This window comes from Companilactobacillus zhachilii (assembly GCF_003606365.2).
In the GTDB taxonomy this organism is placed as follows: domain Bacteria; phylum Bacillota; class Bacilli; order Lactobacillales; family Lactobacillaceae; genus Companilactobacillus; species Companilactobacillus zhachilii.
The window spans coordinates 1,845,153-1,860,900 of the sequence record NZ_CP031933.2; the positions used below are offsets into that span (position 1 = coordinate 1,845,153).

Here is a 15,748-nt window from a genome sequence, read left to right on the forward strand (position 1 = left end):
AAGCGTCACCATCCTTTTTGGATATTAGACTAATCATCTATCTAAGTTCATTATGAATTATGTTTAAACATATTGTAAAGCAAAAACAAATAAATTTTTTTATCTATCTTGAAATATTCATTTGAGGAGGAACATTTTGAAAACAGATACCAGACTATCCGCCCGCCAACAAAATCTTCAAATCATTTTAAACTTGTTGGACGAAAATGATCAGCTATCAGCCAAAGAATTATCCAATCTGACTGGACTTAGTATTGTCAGTATCAATAAATTGCTCGATATTTTGATTTCTAATACTGAAATTATTACGATTGATTACCTCAATACCCGCGGCCGTCGAGCTAAAATCTATAAATTAAACTACACAGCTTATCACTTAGGCATCGTCCAATTAGTTGAAACTGGTGAAAATATTAAGTCTACTTATTTTTTAACTGACTTAAGTGGCAAAGTTCTTTTTAAGAAGTTCAATGACCGACCAATAACTTCAGTTGAACAATTAACTAAATTCATTAAACAACAAACACTTAACGATCAGCCTGCAAAAATTATTATTGGTGTCCCAGGAGCCGAATTACAAGGTTATTTGCAGATTAGTGACATTGAATCACTCAAGGGAATTAATTTATCCCAAGCCATTGAAACAGCTACAAATATTAAGACGTTAGTTATTAATGACGCCAACGCTAGTACTTTCGGAGCTGCTACCGAGTTAAAAGAAAATCGCAATATTGCTGTTGGAATTTATTTGCCAAACAACTTTGCTCCAGGTGTAGGCATCGTTATTAATAATCGTCTCATTAACGGTGCCGATGGACTTGCTGGTGAAATTGAATATAGTACCATCGACAATCAATTACCCATTACCCAGCAAATAATTCAACATGTCCAAAATATTATTAGTTTTTTGGACCCTAATTTAATTATCGTCTATGCAGAAAAGCTCAATCTGTCTAATCTACAAGTCGACCAAATTAAACAAACGATTCAAAGAAATTTACCGTTACATGAAAAATATCAAATCGATTTCGAGCGTAGCTTTGAACAAGATTATCGAATTGGACTCGCGATAATTGGGCGACATAACATTTTGAAGAATATTATCACCAATTGAAACCGCTTTACCAATTTGATACAATATCCCTAGCTTAATTAATTAAGTTAAAAAAGGGAGACTGCCATGATTAAATTGATTGCTTTAGATATTGATCAAACATTATTAAACTCACAAAGTGAAATTACTGCCGACACTAAAAATTCTTTACAAAAGGCGTTACAACAAGGTATCAAAATAGTTCTATGTTCTGGACGTCCCCTAGCCGGTGTCAGTCCCTATTTAAAAGAAATTGGCATCACAGGTGACGAACAATACGTCATAACTTACAATGGCGCCTTAGTAGAATCTGTCTCTGGAAAAATTTTATCGCGACAAACGTTAGATAACGCTGATTACCGCCGTATCGTTAAATACGTGACTGAACATAACATGCAATATTATGTTTTAGGCGACGATAGCAAAGTCTATACATCTAATCACGATATTAATCGAATCGCAGTCGTTCAAGCTTGGGAAAACAGTGCTGGAATTTACGTCCGAACACCCGATGAATTACCCGCTGACTTTGAAATTCCTAAGGCCGCAATCGTTGGTGAAAAGGAAACTTTGGATAATTATGAAGAACCAGTAAAAAAAGAATTTGCTGATGATTATTATGTCGTCCGTGCTGCTGACAATTTCTTAGAATTAATGCATAAAGATGTCAATAAAGGTAGCGGTCTAACTAAGTTAACAACGATATTAAATATCAAACCTGAAGAAGTCATGGTCTTTGGTGATGAACAAAATGATTTACCGATGTTTGATTTCGCTGGAACTGCCATCTGCATGGGTAATGGTTCTGATCTTGCCAAAGCACACGCTGACTATGTAACAGATACCAACGACAATGACGGCATTGCCAAAGCTTTGGACAAATTTATTTTTTTAGAAACTTATCAAAATTGATTGCTTTAAATGAATATTAATAGATAAAATCATCAATATAACGTATGAACTTTGAGAGGAATTTACTATGACAATAAAGCTAGTTGCAACAGATATGGACGGTACTTTTTTAACTGATGACAAGCATTTCGATAAAGAACGCTTTAGTCATGTTTATGACTATATGACTAAAAATGGTATTACTTTTGTCTCTGCCAGTGGTAATCAATATTATCAATTAAAGGATTTCTTCAAAGACTTCCCTAAGACTCTTTTCGTTGCGGAAAATGGTGCTTTAGTTGGTAGTCATGACAAAATTTATAAGACCGATACTTTTTCTCACGATGTCGTTCAAAAGACTATCAAGGTTTTAAACAGTCTTGACGATGTTCAATCAATCGTCTGTGGTGAAAAGTCCGCTTATATTGCCAAAAATGTAACACCTGAATTTGCTAAAATGAGTAAATTTTATTTTCCTGAAATCACTAGTGTCGATAAACTAGAAGATGTGACTGACAATATTTTGAAATTCTCAATCAACTGTCCTCCTGATGAAACTGAAGCATATATGGAAAAATTAGCCGATATGATTGGACCAACTGTCTCAGTCGTAACAAGCGGTCATGGCGATATCGACGTTATCAGAGCTGACGTAAACAAAGCAACTGGTTTAGATTACTTATCCGATAAATTAAATATTGAACCAGAAGAAATGTGTGCTTTCGGTGACGGTGGTAACGACTTAGAAATGTTACGCTATGTTGGACATGGCGTGGCAATGAAAAATGCTTCCCCAATTGTTCATGAGACTGCTCCTTTTGAAACCGTTGATAATAATCAACAAGGGGTTATCCAACATTTGGAAGAATTATTTGAAATTTAAATATCAATAAAATCACTATTGTCTTTAAACATGCTACATAAACGTGGAACAAACCATAGCTTCTTCCGCTTAAAACAAAAGACACCAGCAATCCCAAGTCGGATTACTGGTGTCTTTTGCCTTAACACTCGGAAACTGAATGTGTTTTGTCCCACTCTCTACAATAAAGAAGTTAATTTATCCTTTTCTGCTTCAGTAGTATGTCGCAAAGATTTTATTCTACGAACAGTTAATTTAGCAACTTTCGATTTAGAATCTTCAGAAATTATTTGATATATTTTTCTTGGTCATACGGAAAAGCCGTGGAGAATAACCAGGCTTGTGCCATTTGGACATAATATTCTTCACTATTTATTGCCGAAGCTAATCTTAACATTTCAGCTCGATATTCATTGATATTATAAAACTTCAGTAGAAAGACTAATCCCGTTCGTTGTAACCAGAAATTATCACTTTGCAAATATTCTTTAACCTTATCCAAAAATTCTGGCAAAAATTTCTTTACTTGCTTAAAATGAACTACCATATCACAAATTGACCAAGCATTAACTTTTGCTAAATAAGCATCACAGTAAGTTTCAAATTCCAATAGCGATAATTTTAAATTACTAATAACAAAACCTTCAACAATGATAACTTCATAGTTCTCTGAGCCAACGACTTTCAAGAATTCTTGCGGATTACCCTGGCTGATTTCTTTTCCAATCGACTTTAGTTGCCCCATAGAAATGCCTAAGAGGTCATATGTTGTTGGAACAATTTTTTGGGCTCGTGCCCGATATTTTTCATCACTTAAACTATCTAATTCTACTAAAAATTTTTGATAATCAGTCTTAGACCAAGCCAAATTCTTTAAATCTAATAACATTGGTAATCATCGCCTTTTAAGATATTTAATCACATGTATTACTAGTTGATTTATTGACTACTACTTTGATTCTTTTTCAATTTTAACTGAAGATTGAAAAACACTTCAACCCACAACTCTATAATTACCAGTAACATAAAATCGACAAAAAAATCGTTGTGATTTCTCACAGCGACTTTTCCTTAATTTTCATAATAACGTTGCTTTTCTGCTTCCCAATACTTCTTATCTTCATCATTGATTTTACGTAAAACTCGACAAGGATTACCGACAGCAATCACATCATCAGGAATATCTTTAGTTACGATAGCGCCTGACCCGATAACAACATTATTACCAATTTTTACACCCGGATTAATTACCACATTGGCACCGATCCAAACGTTATCACCAATCGTAACTGGCTTACCATATTCAAATGCTTCGTTGCGAATAACTGCATCGATCGGATGTCCTGCTGTATAAATACCCACTCGAGGCCCAAACAGCACATTATCGCCAATTGTTACGTTGGCAATGTCTAAAATAATACATTCATAATTAGCATAAAAATTATCACCCACAACGGTATTACAGCCATAGTCGGTATAAAATGGTGGCTCCAAGTAAACACCTTTACCACTCTTTTTAAATAAATTCTTAATGATTCGTTGGCGCTCTTCAGGTTGATGTTCAGTTGTATGATTGAACTCTCGGACTAATTCCTTAGCCTTTTCAAAATCCTTACGTAACTCGGGATCATGAGCAATGTACAAATCTCCAGCTAACATCTTTTCTTTTTCCGTACGCATTAAAAAAGCTCCTATCTAAAGACTGGTCTACTATTACGATATTGAATATCTTCAACACCATCAAGCACATTGCTATACCGAGCTGCGGCGAAGAAGTAGTCCGATAAACGATTGACGAATTTCAAAACAAAATCATTAATAGGTTCTTCTTGCATCAAGCCAACAATTTCACGTTCAGCCCGTCTAGTAACAGTTCGTGCCATATGCAAATTAGCCGCTGTCTTAGAGCCACCTGGCAAAATAAATTTTTGGATCTTAGGCGTCTTTTCAGTATATTCATCGATTTTTTTCTCTAACCAATCAACCGAACCATTGTCAGCTTTGAAAATAAATTCATGCTTTTTATCAGTTGGTGAGATGGCTAAATCTGTCCCACAATCGAATAAAAGTTGTTGGATTTCCTCAAGTTCATCTTTCAAAATACTTGTCTCATCAGATAGATTAGCAATCACGACCCCTACCAATGAATTCAATTCATCAATTGTTCCATAAGAATTGATTCGTGGAGCTGATTTATAAAGTACATCATTTCCAATAATTCTTGTCTGACCTTTATCGCCAGTTCGTGTATAAATCTTCATTTTGAATACTCCTCATACAATATGTCTAGTAAAATCACGCTTTCACAACGTAAATTCATGGTGTTATGCAAAGTAGCTATGTATAATAATAGCATGTAAGCGTAGTCATGCAAATTTATGGAGGGAAGCTTATGCAAGATAGTTTAACATTACAATTGGTCGGTGAGTTCATCGGAACCCTAGTTTTAATTTTATTGGGTGATGGTGTTGTTGCGGCCGTTAGTTTAAAGAAATCAAAAGCCGAGGGTGCTGGCTGGATTGCCATTGCTTTAGGTTGGGGATTAGCTGTTACTTTGGGTATTTATTGTTCTGCTTTTCTAAGTCCAGCACATTTGAATCCAGCTGTAACACTGGGTATGGCAATTGCCGGGGTCTTCCCTTGGTCATCAGTCATCCCTTACATTATTGCTCAAACATTAGGAGCAATCGTCGGTGCTATTATCGTCTGGCTCAACTATTATCCACACTGGCAAGAAACTGATGATCCAGCAGCCATTTTAGGCGTTTTTGCGACTGGACCTGCCATTAGAAATTATTTCTTCAACTTTTTAAGTGAATTTATTGGTACATTTGTCCTTGTCTTTGCCTTATTAGCATTCACACGTGGTAAATTCACCTCAGGATTGAATCCAATTGTTGTTGGTCTCTTGATCACAGCTATCGGTTTCTCACTTGGTGGGACAACCGGTTATGCTATCAATCCAGCCCGGGACTTGGGACCAAGAATCGCTCATCAAATCTTACCAATTGCCAATAAAGGCGACTCTGACTGGTCATACAGTTGGGTACCAGTTTTAGGACCTTTAGCTGGTGGCGCAGTTGCCGCTTTTGCTTACTTATTGATTCCTTAAAGAGTGTAAAACATGGTCAGCTTTCGAGCATTAAGGCAAATAAGACCCGTAATCCGATTTTGGATTGCGGGTCTTGTTTGTTTTAAGCGGAAAAAGCTATGTTTTGTTGCACGTTTATGCTGCATGTTTAAGGTAAAAACAGTTTTGTCGCACTCTCTACTCTTTGAATAAATCGTATTTAATCTTGTAATTATTAAATAATTTTATCCATCGCTTACCAACAAATAGTAACAATACTGCCGTAAACAATGCGTGGACAAAATCAAAGTAAAAACTAGCCAGAATAGACGTTAAAATACTTTTGACCGTTATCGGATTAACAAAACCAATAATATAATAAATATCCATAATCCAACCTAAGATAAAACCACTAGCAAAGCCCCAGATAACTAACAACCACGTGGGAACATTTTTATTCATCATCAATCCTGAAACTAAGCCAATTACACCTAAGCCAAACATCTGCCATGGGGTCCAGACACCTTGACCAAAATACATATTAGAAGTTAAGGCAATAATCGTCCCCATCAAAAAGCCAGTCTCCGGTCCACTGACAATGGCACCCATAATCAAAATAAATAACTCTGGCTTGACCGCTGGCAATCCTGCGAAGATAATTCGACCAACAACCGCCAAAGCACAAATAATGGCAATAAAGACAATTTCTCGCGAATTATGCTGGGACTTTTCAAAACGCCAAAAATATATTCCTAACGTTAAAATTAAAAATCCAAATGAAAATAATAAATAATTTTCACTAGCAAAAATGACCATCAATCCCAAAACAGCCACTGCTAATACTAATAGCGAAACAGATTTACGATTCAAAATATTTAATATCCTTCCATGTTAAAGCTTGTGGGAAAATATCCCGCAAAGATTTGTTGATTTCGGTCGTATAAAAAAACTTATCACTGAAAAATTTAACTGGTGTCGCAAAATCACTCAATTTGCCATCAAACATCATCGCTATTTGGTCAAAATAACTGGCAGCAAATAACAAATCATGACTCGTAGCCAAAATTGTTCCACCCTGCTTTTGAAACTGTTGCAATAATTGTCCCAGAGCTACTCGTTTATTCGGATCAAGACCCTTAGTCGGTTCATCCAAAAATAATATCTCTGGGTCTTTAATAAATCCCAATGCTAAGGCTAAAAACTCTTGCTGACCACCACTTAAATCGTAGGGACTCTGCTTTTCCAAACCTTCAAGTGAGAATTTTTTTAAAATTTCTTCAATCACTAGTGAACTGTGACTCTGTTGCCGTTGATAATCTAATTCTGCTTCAACCGTATCTTTCATAAATAAATTAGCCGGATTTTGGGGAAGTACAAAAACTTTCTGATAAAAATCACTGGTCAATTTTTTATCATGAAATTTTAACTGTCCAGACTGTTTTTTTAACTGCTGGGTCAAAATTTTTAAGAGCGTCGTTTTTCCCATGCCATTCGGTCCAACAATACAGTATGACTGGCCTTGCGCTAACTCTAAATCGACATTGTCAATAATCTGGCGACCATTGAAACTGAATCGAAAGCCTATTTTTTTAGCTTTTAATAAAACAGTTCCCGACGTTTCCGTGATATCTCTATCTCTACTTTGTATTACAGCAATATTATCCGCAATCAATTTATGTAAAGTTTGATTGTTCACTGGTAAAGCGGCATTAAATTTCAATTCTGAAACTAAACGGTCATTCGACGTTAAAAAATTCCGATATTTATCCGACTTGAATAACGCCTTTAATCCTTGAACAATCTTCTCATCTAAAATTAACTGGCCATTCTCCATTACAACCAAACGATGGGTAAATTTGACCGCCTGCTCAAGTTCATGTTCCACCAAAATAATCGTCATATCAAATTCAATATTTACCTTATGAACTAATTGTAATAATTTTTCGGCAGCAATTGGATCAAGTTGCGCTGTTGGCTCATCTAATAACAATACTTCCGGTTTCAAAATCAACGCGCTGGCTAAATTAACTAGTTGCTTTTGCCCACCGGATAGCTGTTCAACGGGCTGGTCTAGCAATCCAATAATACCCAAAAAGCTGGCTATTTCCGTAATCCGCAATTGAATTTCATTGGTTGAGTAACCTCGATTATCCAAAACGAATTTCAGTTCATCCCGTGGCGTTTCCATAATCATTTGGTTATCAACAAATTGAGAGACGTAGGCAAAATTATCAGTCTGTTTAATTAATTCACCCGATAAAACTTTTCCAACAATCAGTTTCGGCAACATTTGTTTTAAAAAGGTACTCTTGCCACTCCCTGTTGCCCCAATCAAAGTCACGAATTCACCCTTTTGTAAGGTAAAGTTCACGTGGTTTAACGATAATTTTTGGCTGTTATTGTATCGGAAACTGTAATCTTTGAACTGTAAAATCTCCACCATAAGTAATTTATGCCTCCCATCAATAACGGCAATAAAATGAACAAACTATCGACAATCAAAATTGCGCTGACACCTTGCGACGATATATGTAAGTTTGCCGAACCAAAGTTGATTTTGCCAAATTTTCTAACTGACATGATTGTGTTAAAGACAATCACCCCAACCGTTAAGCACAAAATCAACCAGTCCCCCGCTTAAATTCAGTCTTGCCAAGTTTAGATTGCCGCTGATCATAACCTTTTAAAATCAACGTGTCTGATACATTCATAAAACTAGCAATCGCTTTATTCAAAACAATTTCATTCAAATCAATTGTCTGTTTAACTTTTTTCAAAAATTTATCGTTATAAACTTGCTTGACTCTAAATTTACTAATGTTTTTAGTTTCAGTATAAATTTTAATAATTTGCGGAATAAATTTGACCGTTAAAATAAAAATGATTGCGATACTCTTAAATACGTTGGCCAACAATTCAAAAATGGTTTTAATTCTAATCAGCGCATCATATAAACTAAATGCCCACAACAAATTAACAAATGACAGCCCCAAAACAGCCGCATTTATTAATGATTCAGTCGTTATTTTCAACCATGGCACTTCTAATAAGACATTGGTCCCCCGCTGATTCAAAATCAAATTAAATATAACAGTTACTAAAAAAATTATACTGGCAAATTTAAGTGACACTTTGATTTTTTCACGTCGAGTTACTACCAGCATAATGAATAACGAGATACTCAATCCTATCAAAATCAGAGGATTATTAAACAGTAATGTTATCAAAATAACTGTGATTAGATAAACAAACATTGCGATGCTATTAATATTTTTCTGGAAATTAACAATTAATTTGTTCATCTCGTCACTCCTTTGATAGTTAATATTCTTATTCTAACTTACTGAGCAAAAAAATCTAATTGATTCAGGTTGTTTTTTCTCTGCTATAATAAAAAACGTTGTTTAAATATTAGGAGGAAAACTATCGTGAAAAAATTTGCCGCATTTCTAGCTTCACTGTTAATGTTGTTGGGCGTATTCGCACCAGCTGCTGCCACAACTGTTCAAGCTAGTTCAACCAAAACTATCAAAGTTACTTACACTTTGAAAAAGAACAAGAAACAAATTGCTAAAAAGACTCTTAAACTTAAAAAAGGTGCCACTGTTACAACTGGCTTGAAAAAAGGCTGGAAAGTAACTGACAAGAAAGGTTTCATCTCTGAAATCGACGGTCACAAACAAAATAATAAGAAAAAAATTTATTGGACTTATACAGTTAACAAGAAACAAGTTAATGTTTCTGCTGACAAGAAAAAATTAAAGAATAAAGATCACGTGGAATTTAAGTTATCCAAGTATAACGGCTAATTCCCGCTTCCGGGTTTGAGTGATTCTACCTGCTGTGGGACCGCTTCGAGCCAAGGTCTCGAAGCGGTCCCACAGCAGGTAGAATCACTCAAACCCTCCAGCTATTTATTAACTTATAAATTTTAAAAAATAACTAAACACAAAAAATCCCAACAACAATCTGAAGTTAAATATTTCTGATTATCGTTAGGATTTTTTTTAATGCTCTTCTTTAGTAACCATAAAGTTTCGAATGAATTTGTACCGCCGACTATGACTGGCCGAATAGAAATATCCAAAGATACTGAAAAAAATAGCTCCGATTAGATTAACGAATAAATCTTTCATTGTATCTATCAATCCAATATCTAAATAACCACCTTTTACCACTATATTCTTCTTATCCTTTGTATGAATGGTTGTACGGTCAATCTTCTTCACATGCTCAACTGTATTAGCTTTGTCCGCTAGTTCTACACTATTAACTTTCTGGACGATTCTGTCTTTTTGCATATCGGTATTCAACCACTGATCAGCTGTAAACTCACCAAACTCCCACATCACACCAATTGTCATGGAAAAGCAAAATGATGTTAATGCAATAAATATCGGTGTCAAACGTATTGAGGTCATCCCTTCATTTAGTAAATAAATTGATGAATAACCGACACCGGCGGCCAAAAAGCCATTGAGGACGTGTAATCCTGTATCCCACAATGGTAAATGTCCATAAAAATCACTCAATTCACCAAGAATAGTTGAACTAAATATAAACGATATAATCACAAATTCTAGGATGTCAGGTATCATGATTTTAAATTTATTTTCAATAATAGCCGGGATTTCAAACAAAACTAAAGTTAATAAAACAATTAGTATATTATTGCCACGGCCTAACCAGGCTTGACTTACTAGCATTCCTAAAGCTATAACCCGATACAAAAGATAGATAAATTTAACAAATTTACTGGCATCGTTCGTTGAATGGGTCAAATATTTAACTATTATCATTTTGTCCCCCAGTGACTACGGTATTTATTTATAATAATAGTCTCAACTTGCTTAATTCACCAGTTCAAAATTAGGTATTCACTTATTGTACCGGTATCCAAATTTCCGAATAAACATCTTGCTGGCTGTCCTTCAAATCTGTAAATGAAAAATTAGGTAGATCCCTCAACTGATATTCTGAAGATGGAAGCCATTCTGAGTAAATTCTTGCGGTCGTTTCCTGCATTGCTTGCGGAAAATCTCCTGTGACTGAAAATACGGCCCAAGTACTGGCTGGAATTGCTAGTGTTTCTAGGTCATTAAAGTCATTTTCACTCGTGGTTGCCATACCTATCATATGAGTCAGCATTCCTTTTTCCTGCAAATATCCCTCGTCAAAATCATATGACACATTTAATGGCTGATTTGGTTCCATATTAGCCAGTTCGTGCATCTCCTTTCGTTGCTCTGGAGTAATTGTTTTTGCTAAAGCAACGATTTCTTCATTTACGCCTTCAACTTGAATCGGTATTCGCTTAGAAACACCAACAATATTAAATTTTGGTAATCGCTTAATTTTGTAATCCAAAGTAGTTCCTCCTCTAACATCGATGAAAAAATTAAATTTAGGCAACATTTTTTGAGCCTGATTTTTCATCACTTCGGAAGGTAAAAAGCCACTCCAATCTTTGAAAGCTCTCGTAAAACCATCAATCGATTGGTAATTATATTTGAAAGCCACATCAGTTACTCGTTGGCCTTGCGCCAAATCAACATTTGCTGATGATAAGCGCCGACATTTGATATATTCATTTAACGTCATCCCAGCTAAATATGAAAACATTCGCTTAAATTGATAACTTGAAATACCGGTAATTTGCGTAATTTTCTCATCAGAAATATTTTCAGTAATGTGTGCTTCAATATAATCCATCAATAAGTTGAATTCTTTTAGCATTTGCTTACCCTCCGTGATTCCTATGTTAGAAGAGATTGCTCTATCTCACTCGACATTTTCGATACGAATTTAGTCGAATTGATTTGTTGATTTAGAAGTCTATTAAAAAATGCCTTATAATCGTTAAATTATAAAGCATTTTGATTAACTATTTAATTTTTAAACTCTTCAAATTATCTTCAATCGTTGCTAACGGAGAATCAACTTCTGCCAAAGTGGCTGCTGTATAAGCTCCTTCAACTAAAGCAACATCATACTTATGAATTGTCTTGTCTGTCATTTCTAGTAACATTTCCAAATTCATCTTGGAACTGCCAAGGTCATAAAAGGCTAAAATTTCATCACCTTTATTATCATCAACTGCTTGCTGAATCTTTTCCAGTGATGAACCAATGCCGCCATCTTCAGTTCCGCCGGCAGTTGTAATCGACAAATCAGGTGCAGCTTGGGAAATCAAAGCTTTGACACCTTTGGCAATGTCTGCTGAATGTGAAACAATTAAAATTCCATATTTCATAAACTTATTCTCCTAAAACTTCAATTAATGATTCAAACAAATAAGCACTTGATTGGGCACCCGGGTCAATGTGTCCTTTAGATTTTTCTTCCAAATAACTTGCACGTCCCTTAGTAGCGACCAATCCTTTGACATTTTCCAAAGCCGAATCAATGACACTTTGGTCAAATTTATCAGCCTTCAACGCATCGCTCACTGGTTGCCAGACATCAATCATAGTCTTCATACCAGTATCGGATTCACCACGGCGCTTGAGTCCATCCGTTCCAATTTGAATCAAGTCGGCCAATTCCAGATTATCCGTCTTAACTGCTTTTGACATATCAAGAAAAGCTGTTCCGTACAAAGGACCAGAAGCTCCCCCAACTTTTTGAATCATTGCAAAAGCTGTAGCCTTGTATAAATCAGCCAATGTTTCTGGATCTTTTTTCTCAAAAGCGGCGGTTACAGCTTCGGCACCACGTTTCATATTTGTACCGTGATCACCGTCACCAATCGCTGTATCCAATTCGTTCAAAGTTGTTTGATTATTCTCTAATTTTTCAACAAATAAAGTAATCCATTTTTTAGCATCTACTAATTCTAATTTCATCAAATTTTCCTCTCTACCAAGCAATTGTTGTAACTGGTTCCTTCAAATATTTAATCCAATCGGCATCTGCCTTCATAATAGTCAAAGAAATTCCTTGCATATCCAATGATGTTACTAAATTACCAACTTTACTGAAGGATACCTTGATTTTCTTATCAGCCAATTCATTCAAAACATCATTAGCAAAAATATATTGTTCCATCAAAGGTGTGCCACCCATACCGTTAACTAGAATGGCAAAGTCACCACTTTGATCAGAGAATTCCTTGAGAATCTTTTCAATTAATTCATTAGCTAGTTTTTTAGAAGGTTGAATTTTTTCTACCGCATAACCACGTTCGTTATGAATACCAATACCATATTCAATTTCATCATCGCCTAGTTCAAAGCCGGGATGACCAACAGCAGGTACAGTAGCCGCATGTAAGGCAATTCCGATTGTCTTAGTATTATCGATCACCTTTTGACCAAGCGTTGCCAAATCGGCTAAATTCATTCCTGAACGAGCAGCAGCACCGACAATTTTTTCAACTAAAGCAGTTCCGGCAACCCCACGTTTACCTTGTGTAAATTCACTGTTTTTCACTGAAATATCATCATCAACGACAATTGTTTTAATTTCGATATCATCAGCTTCAGCCATTTCTTTAGCCATATCAAAATTCATAACATCGCCAGAATAGTTCTTCACAATCAACAAGACACCTTTACCTTGATCAACTGCCGTGATTGCTTCATAAATTTGGTCCGGAGTTGGAGATGTGAAAACTTCCCCAGCAACAGCAGCACTAAGCATCCCATCACCAACGTAACCAGCATGTAATGGCTCATGACCACTACCACCGCCGGAAACAATGCCGACTTGCTTATTTGCTTTGAATTTTGAATCATTTCTAACAACAGCAGTTGTCCCATCAATCTGCTTAACTAGATCCGTATTAGTTCTCACGAGACCAGAAATCATTTCTGGTACGATATCCTCGACGTTATTAATAATTTTCTTCATTCCTCATTGCCCTCCTTGTAAGCGATTACCCATATATTATATACCATTAAAGTAGTTGTTTAAATTTATAAAGTTGGTTATTGAAAAATTCCGTCTCCAGAGTTGGACAGTGGTTACTGGCAATGCGGAACGGCTCGAGCCAAGGTCTCGAACCTCGGTTGAAGCCTTGCAAGTTCGGCAAGTCTTCAACACGCCCGGTGCTGTAAGAACGACAAGACCAGTCGTCCTAACACCACTTTCACTGCCAGTAACCACTGTCCAACTCTTCCGACTAGTCCTTCGTTCATTCGATAATAATTTTCAGACGGATTCTTGCTTATGATTTACTTAAAAAAAAGTCAACATGTTATTGTCTAGTCTTGTTACTTTGGTTCAAAACCGACCCAAATACCAGAGATTCAAGCATGTTTTTTGAATCTTTAATCACTCAGATATTTAGACAAAAAAATCTCTTTCTAGAGAGAAATGAAATCTGATTGACTTCACTTTCTCTCTAAAAAGAGATTACGTAAGATTCTTACTATTTAAAATTTAAAAGCAGAATAATTATGCCAAACTGGCTTTTGGCAAGATATTAATAATGTAAAGCAAGATAACAAAGACTACAAACAATCCATACATAATTGGATTGATTTCTTTTCTCTTACCTGCTGCTAGCATTGTGATTGGATAAACTAAGAATCCAAAGGCAATACCGTATGAAATGTTATAAGTTAGTGGCATACCAACGATTGTTAAGAATGCTGGAAGCGCAATTTCAAATCTATCCCATTGTATACCTTTCATTGATTGAGCCATTAAGGTTCCAACAATGATTAAAACTGGTGCGGTAACGTTGCTTGTTACGACTGTCAATAATGGTGAGAAAAACATTGATAATGCAAACAACACACCAACAGTGATGGAAGTTAAACCGGTTCTACCACCCACAGCAATACCGGCTGATGATTCAACGTAAGCAGTTGGGGGTGTTGTTCCAAAAACTGCTCCACTGACCATTGAAATGGAATCGGCCATTAAAGCATGACCAATTCTTGGCATTTTACCATCTTTATCTTGCATGATATCGACTTGTTCTGCCAATCCGATTAAAGTACCGGCTGTATCAAAAAATGCAACTAATAAGAAGATAATCACAACTGCCCAAAGTTGTGGTTCCTTGATATCAGCAATATGTGCAACACCAACACCAAAGGTTGGCTTCAAACTAGGAATACCTGACACGATATGTGCTGGTGCTGGAATTAATTTAGTAACTAGACCAGCAATTGTTGTAAAGACCATTCCGATAAAAATAGCACCTGGAATTTTACGAGCCATCAAAATAGCTGTAACTAATAATCCGGTAATTGTTAACCAAGTTGTTGGGTTTGCGAATGAACCGATGGCAACAAGTGATGATTTACTTGCTGTGATCAAACCCCCGCCTTGCAAACCAACAAACGCAATAAAAATACCTAACCCAGCGGCCACCGCCAATTTCAAATCTTTCGGAATCGCATTGATGACGATTTCACGAATTTTCATTAATGAGAGCACTAAGAAAATTAAACTGGCTACGAAAACACCAGCCATCGCTGTTTGCCAAGGAATACCCATGGCGATAACAACTGAATAACTGAAAAAGGCATTATCACCTAATCCTGGAGCAATTGCAATTGGGTAATTAGCTAAAATACCCATCAACACTGAACCAACTACGGCAGTCAAAGCTGTAGCTGTGAACAGTGAACCTTTGTTCATCCCTGAGTCTCCCAAAACCTGCGGATTAACAAACAAAATGTAAGCCATTGAAACAAATGTCGTCAAACCAGCTAAGATTTCACGTTTTACATTTGTTTGAGCTTCTTCTAGATGGAATAAACGTTCCATAAAACTTAAATTCCCTCTATTATCTAATGAATTCACTATAAACGCCCCTTAGAAAAAATAATCTCTTTTTTTGACTTATCTAGTATTACAAATAATTCGGATTTTGACA

18 protein-coding genes are annotated in these 15,748 nt (G+C 35.9%); 5 read left to right on the plus strand and 13 right to left on the minus strand.

All coding sequences use genetic code 11. The features are described from left to right. Nucleotides 1-136: 136 nt before the first annotated feature. The 3 genes from D1B17_RS08415 to D1B17_RS08425 all read left to right on the plus strand — a co-directional run bounded on the left by D1B17_RS08415 (nucleotide 137) and on the right by D1B17_RS08425 (nucleotide 2,867). The gene (locus D1B17_RS08415) at nucleotides 137-1,114 is read left to right on the plus strand and encodes an ROK family protein (RefSeq protein WP_166806653.1); all 978 of its coding nucleotides are present in this window, start codon (nucleotides 137-139) and stop codon (nucleotides 1,112-1,114) included. Between the two features lie 66 nt (nucleotides 1,115-1,180). Continuing rightward, complete coding sequence (locus D1B17_RS08420; protein ID WP_120142113.1) at nucleotides 1,181-2,005, plus strand: Cof-type HAD-IIB family hydrolase; 825 nt, start codon at nucleotides 1,181-1,183, stop codon at nucleotides 2,003-2,005. 67 nt (nucleotides 2,006-2,072) lie between these two features. Further along, nucleotides 2,073-2,867: a Cof-type HAD-IIB family hydrolase gene (locus D1B17_RS08425; RefSeq protein WP_120142112.1), complete on the plus strand. Its 795-nt coding sequence runs from the start codon at nucleotides 2,073-2,075 to the stop codon at nucleotides 2,865-2,867. 265 nt (nucleotides 2,868-3,132) lie between these two features. Here the strand turns inward: D1B17_RS08425 and D1B17_RS08430 are convergent, their stop codons facing one another. From D1B17_RS08430 to D1B17_RS08440, 3 genes are all read right to left on the minus strand, one after another. Further along, the gene (locus D1B17_RS08430; protein ID WP_120142111.1) at nucleotides 3,133-3,735 is read right to left on the minus strand and encodes a DNA alkylation repair protein; all 603 of its coding nucleotides are present in this window, start codon (nucleotides 3,733-3,735) and stop codon (nucleotides 3,133-3,135) included. Between the two features lie 182 nt (nucleotides 3,736-3,917). Next, nucleotides 3,918-4,526, minus strand: coding sequence for a sugar O-acetyltransferase (locus D1B17_RS08435; RefSeq protein WP_120142110.1), 609 nt, complete (start codon nucleotides 4,524-4,526; stop codon nucleotides 3,918-3,920). A gap of 11 nt (nucleotides 4,527-4,537) precedes the next feature. Then, nucleotides 4,538-5,107: a cob(I)yrinic acid a,c-diamide adenosyltransferase gene (locus tag D1B17_RS08440; RefSeq protein WP_120142109.1), complete on the minus strand. Its 570-nt coding sequence runs from the start codon at nucleotides 5,105-5,107 to the stop codon at nucleotides 4,538-4,540. Nucleotides 5,108-5,238: 131 nt separating this feature from the next. On the opposite strand from D1B17_RS08440, the gene D1B17_RS08445 reads away from it, so the two are divergent. Beyond that, on the plus strand, nucleotides 5,239-5,958 hold the full coding sequence (locus tag D1B17_RS08445; RefSeq protein WP_120142108.1) for an MIP/aquaporin family protein: 720 nt from the start codon (nucleotides 5,239-5,241) through the stop codon (nucleotides 5,956-5,958). A 156-nt stretch (nucleotides 5,959-6,114) separates the two neighbouring features. Here D1B17_RS08445 and D1B17_RS08450 read toward each other — a convergent pair whose 3' ends face one another. Genes D1B17_RS08450 through D1B17_RS08460 form a run of 4 tightly spaced genes read right to left on the minus strand, consistent with a single transcriptional unit; the run spans nucleotide 6,115 to nucleotide 9,218 of the window. Continuing rightward, the gene (locus D1B17_RS08450; RefSeq protein ID WP_120142107.1) at nucleotides 6,115-6,786 is read right to left on the minus strand and encodes an ECF transporter S component; all 672 of its coding nucleotides are present in this window, start codon (nucleotides 6,784-6,786) and stop codon (nucleotides 6,115-6,117) included. Beyond that, the gene (locus tag D1B17_RS08455; protein WP_120142106.1) at nucleotides 6,776-8,359 is read right to left on the minus strand and encodes an ABC transporter ATP-binding protein; all 1,584 of its coding nucleotides are present in this window, start codon (nucleotides 8,357-8,359) and stop codon (nucleotides 6,776-6,778) included. Before D1B17_RS08455 ends, D1B17_RS08450 begins: the two co-directional genes overlap by 11 nt. Continuing rightward, nucleotides 8,293-8,541: a hypothetical protein gene (locus D1B17_RS12635; RefSeq protein ID WP_166806654.1), complete on the minus strand. Its 249-nt coding sequence runs from the start codon at nucleotides 8,539-8,541 to the stop codon at nucleotides 8,293-8,295. Before D1B17_RS12635 ends, D1B17_RS08455 begins: the two co-directional genes overlap by 67 nt. Further along, the gene (locus D1B17_RS08460; protein ID WP_120142105.1) at nucleotides 8,538-9,218 is read right to left on the minus strand and encodes an energy-coupling factor transporter transmembrane component T; all 681 of its coding nucleotides are present in this window, start codon (nucleotides 9,216-9,218) and stop codon (nucleotides 8,538-8,540) included. The genes D1B17_RS12635 and D1B17_RS08460 overlap by 4 nt, the downstream gene beginning before the upstream one ends. Before the next feature lie 126 nt (nucleotides 9,219-9,344). Between D1B17_RS08460 and D1B17_RS08465 the strand changes: the two genes are divergently transcribed. Then, nucleotides 9,345-9,725, plus strand: a complete 381-nt coding sequence (locus tag D1B17_RS08465; protein WP_240704393.1) for a DUF4430 domain-containing protein — start codon at nucleotides 9,345-9,347, stop codon at nucleotides 9,723-9,725. Nucleotides 9,726-9,923: 198 nt separating this feature from the next. Here D1B17_RS08465 and D1B17_RS08470 read toward each other — a convergent pair whose 3' ends face one another. The 6 genes from D1B17_RS08470 to D1B17_RS08495 all read right to left on the minus strand — a co-directional run bounded on the left by D1B17_RS08470 (nucleotide 9,924) and on the right by D1B17_RS08495 (nucleotide 15,639). Beyond that, the gene (locus tag D1B17_RS08470) at nucleotides 9,924-10,715 is read right to left on the minus strand and encodes a DUF2238 domain-containing protein (protein WP_120142104.1); all 792 of its coding nucleotides are present in this window, start codon (nucleotides 10,713-10,715) and stop codon (nucleotides 9,924-9,926) included. 82 nt (nucleotides 10,716-10,797) lie between these two features. Beyond that, nucleotides 10,798-11,652 (minus strand): AraC family transcriptional regulator, encoded by an 855-nt coding sequence (locus D1B17_RS08475; RefSeq protein ID WP_120142103.1) that lies wholly within the window; start codon nucleotides 11,650-11,652, stop codon nucleotides 10,798-10,800. Between the two features lie 148 nt (nucleotides 11,653-11,800). Continuing rightward, on the minus strand, nucleotides 11,801-12,169 hold the full coding sequence (gene dhaM, locus D1B17_RS08480) for a dihydroxyacetone kinase phosphoryl donor subunit DhaM (protein ID WP_120142102.1): 369 nt from the start codon (nucleotides 12,167-12,169) through the stop codon (nucleotides 11,801-11,803). Between the two features lie 4 nt (nucleotides 12,170-12,173). Further along, nucleotides 12,174-12,761: a dihydroxyacetone kinase subunit DhaL gene (dhaL, locus tag D1B17_RS08485; protein WP_120142101.1), complete on the minus strand. Its 588-nt coding sequence runs from the start codon at nucleotides 12,759-12,761 to the stop codon at nucleotides 12,174-12,176. Between the two features lie 13 nt (nucleotides 12,762-12,774). Next, nucleotides 12,775-13,767, minus strand: coding sequence for a dihydroxyacetone kinase subunit DhaK (dhaK, locus tag D1B17_RS08490; RefSeq protein WP_120142100.1), 993 nt, complete (start codon nucleotides 13,765-13,767; stop codon nucleotides 12,775-12,777). A gap of 546 nt (nucleotides 13,768-14,313) precedes the next feature. Then, a complete protein-coding gene (locus D1B17_RS08495; RefSeq protein WP_166806655.1) occupies nucleotides 14,314-15,639 on the minus strand; it encodes an NCS2 family permease in 1,326 nt (441 codons plus the stop codon). Nucleotides 15,640-15,748 lie beyond the last annotated feature (109 nt).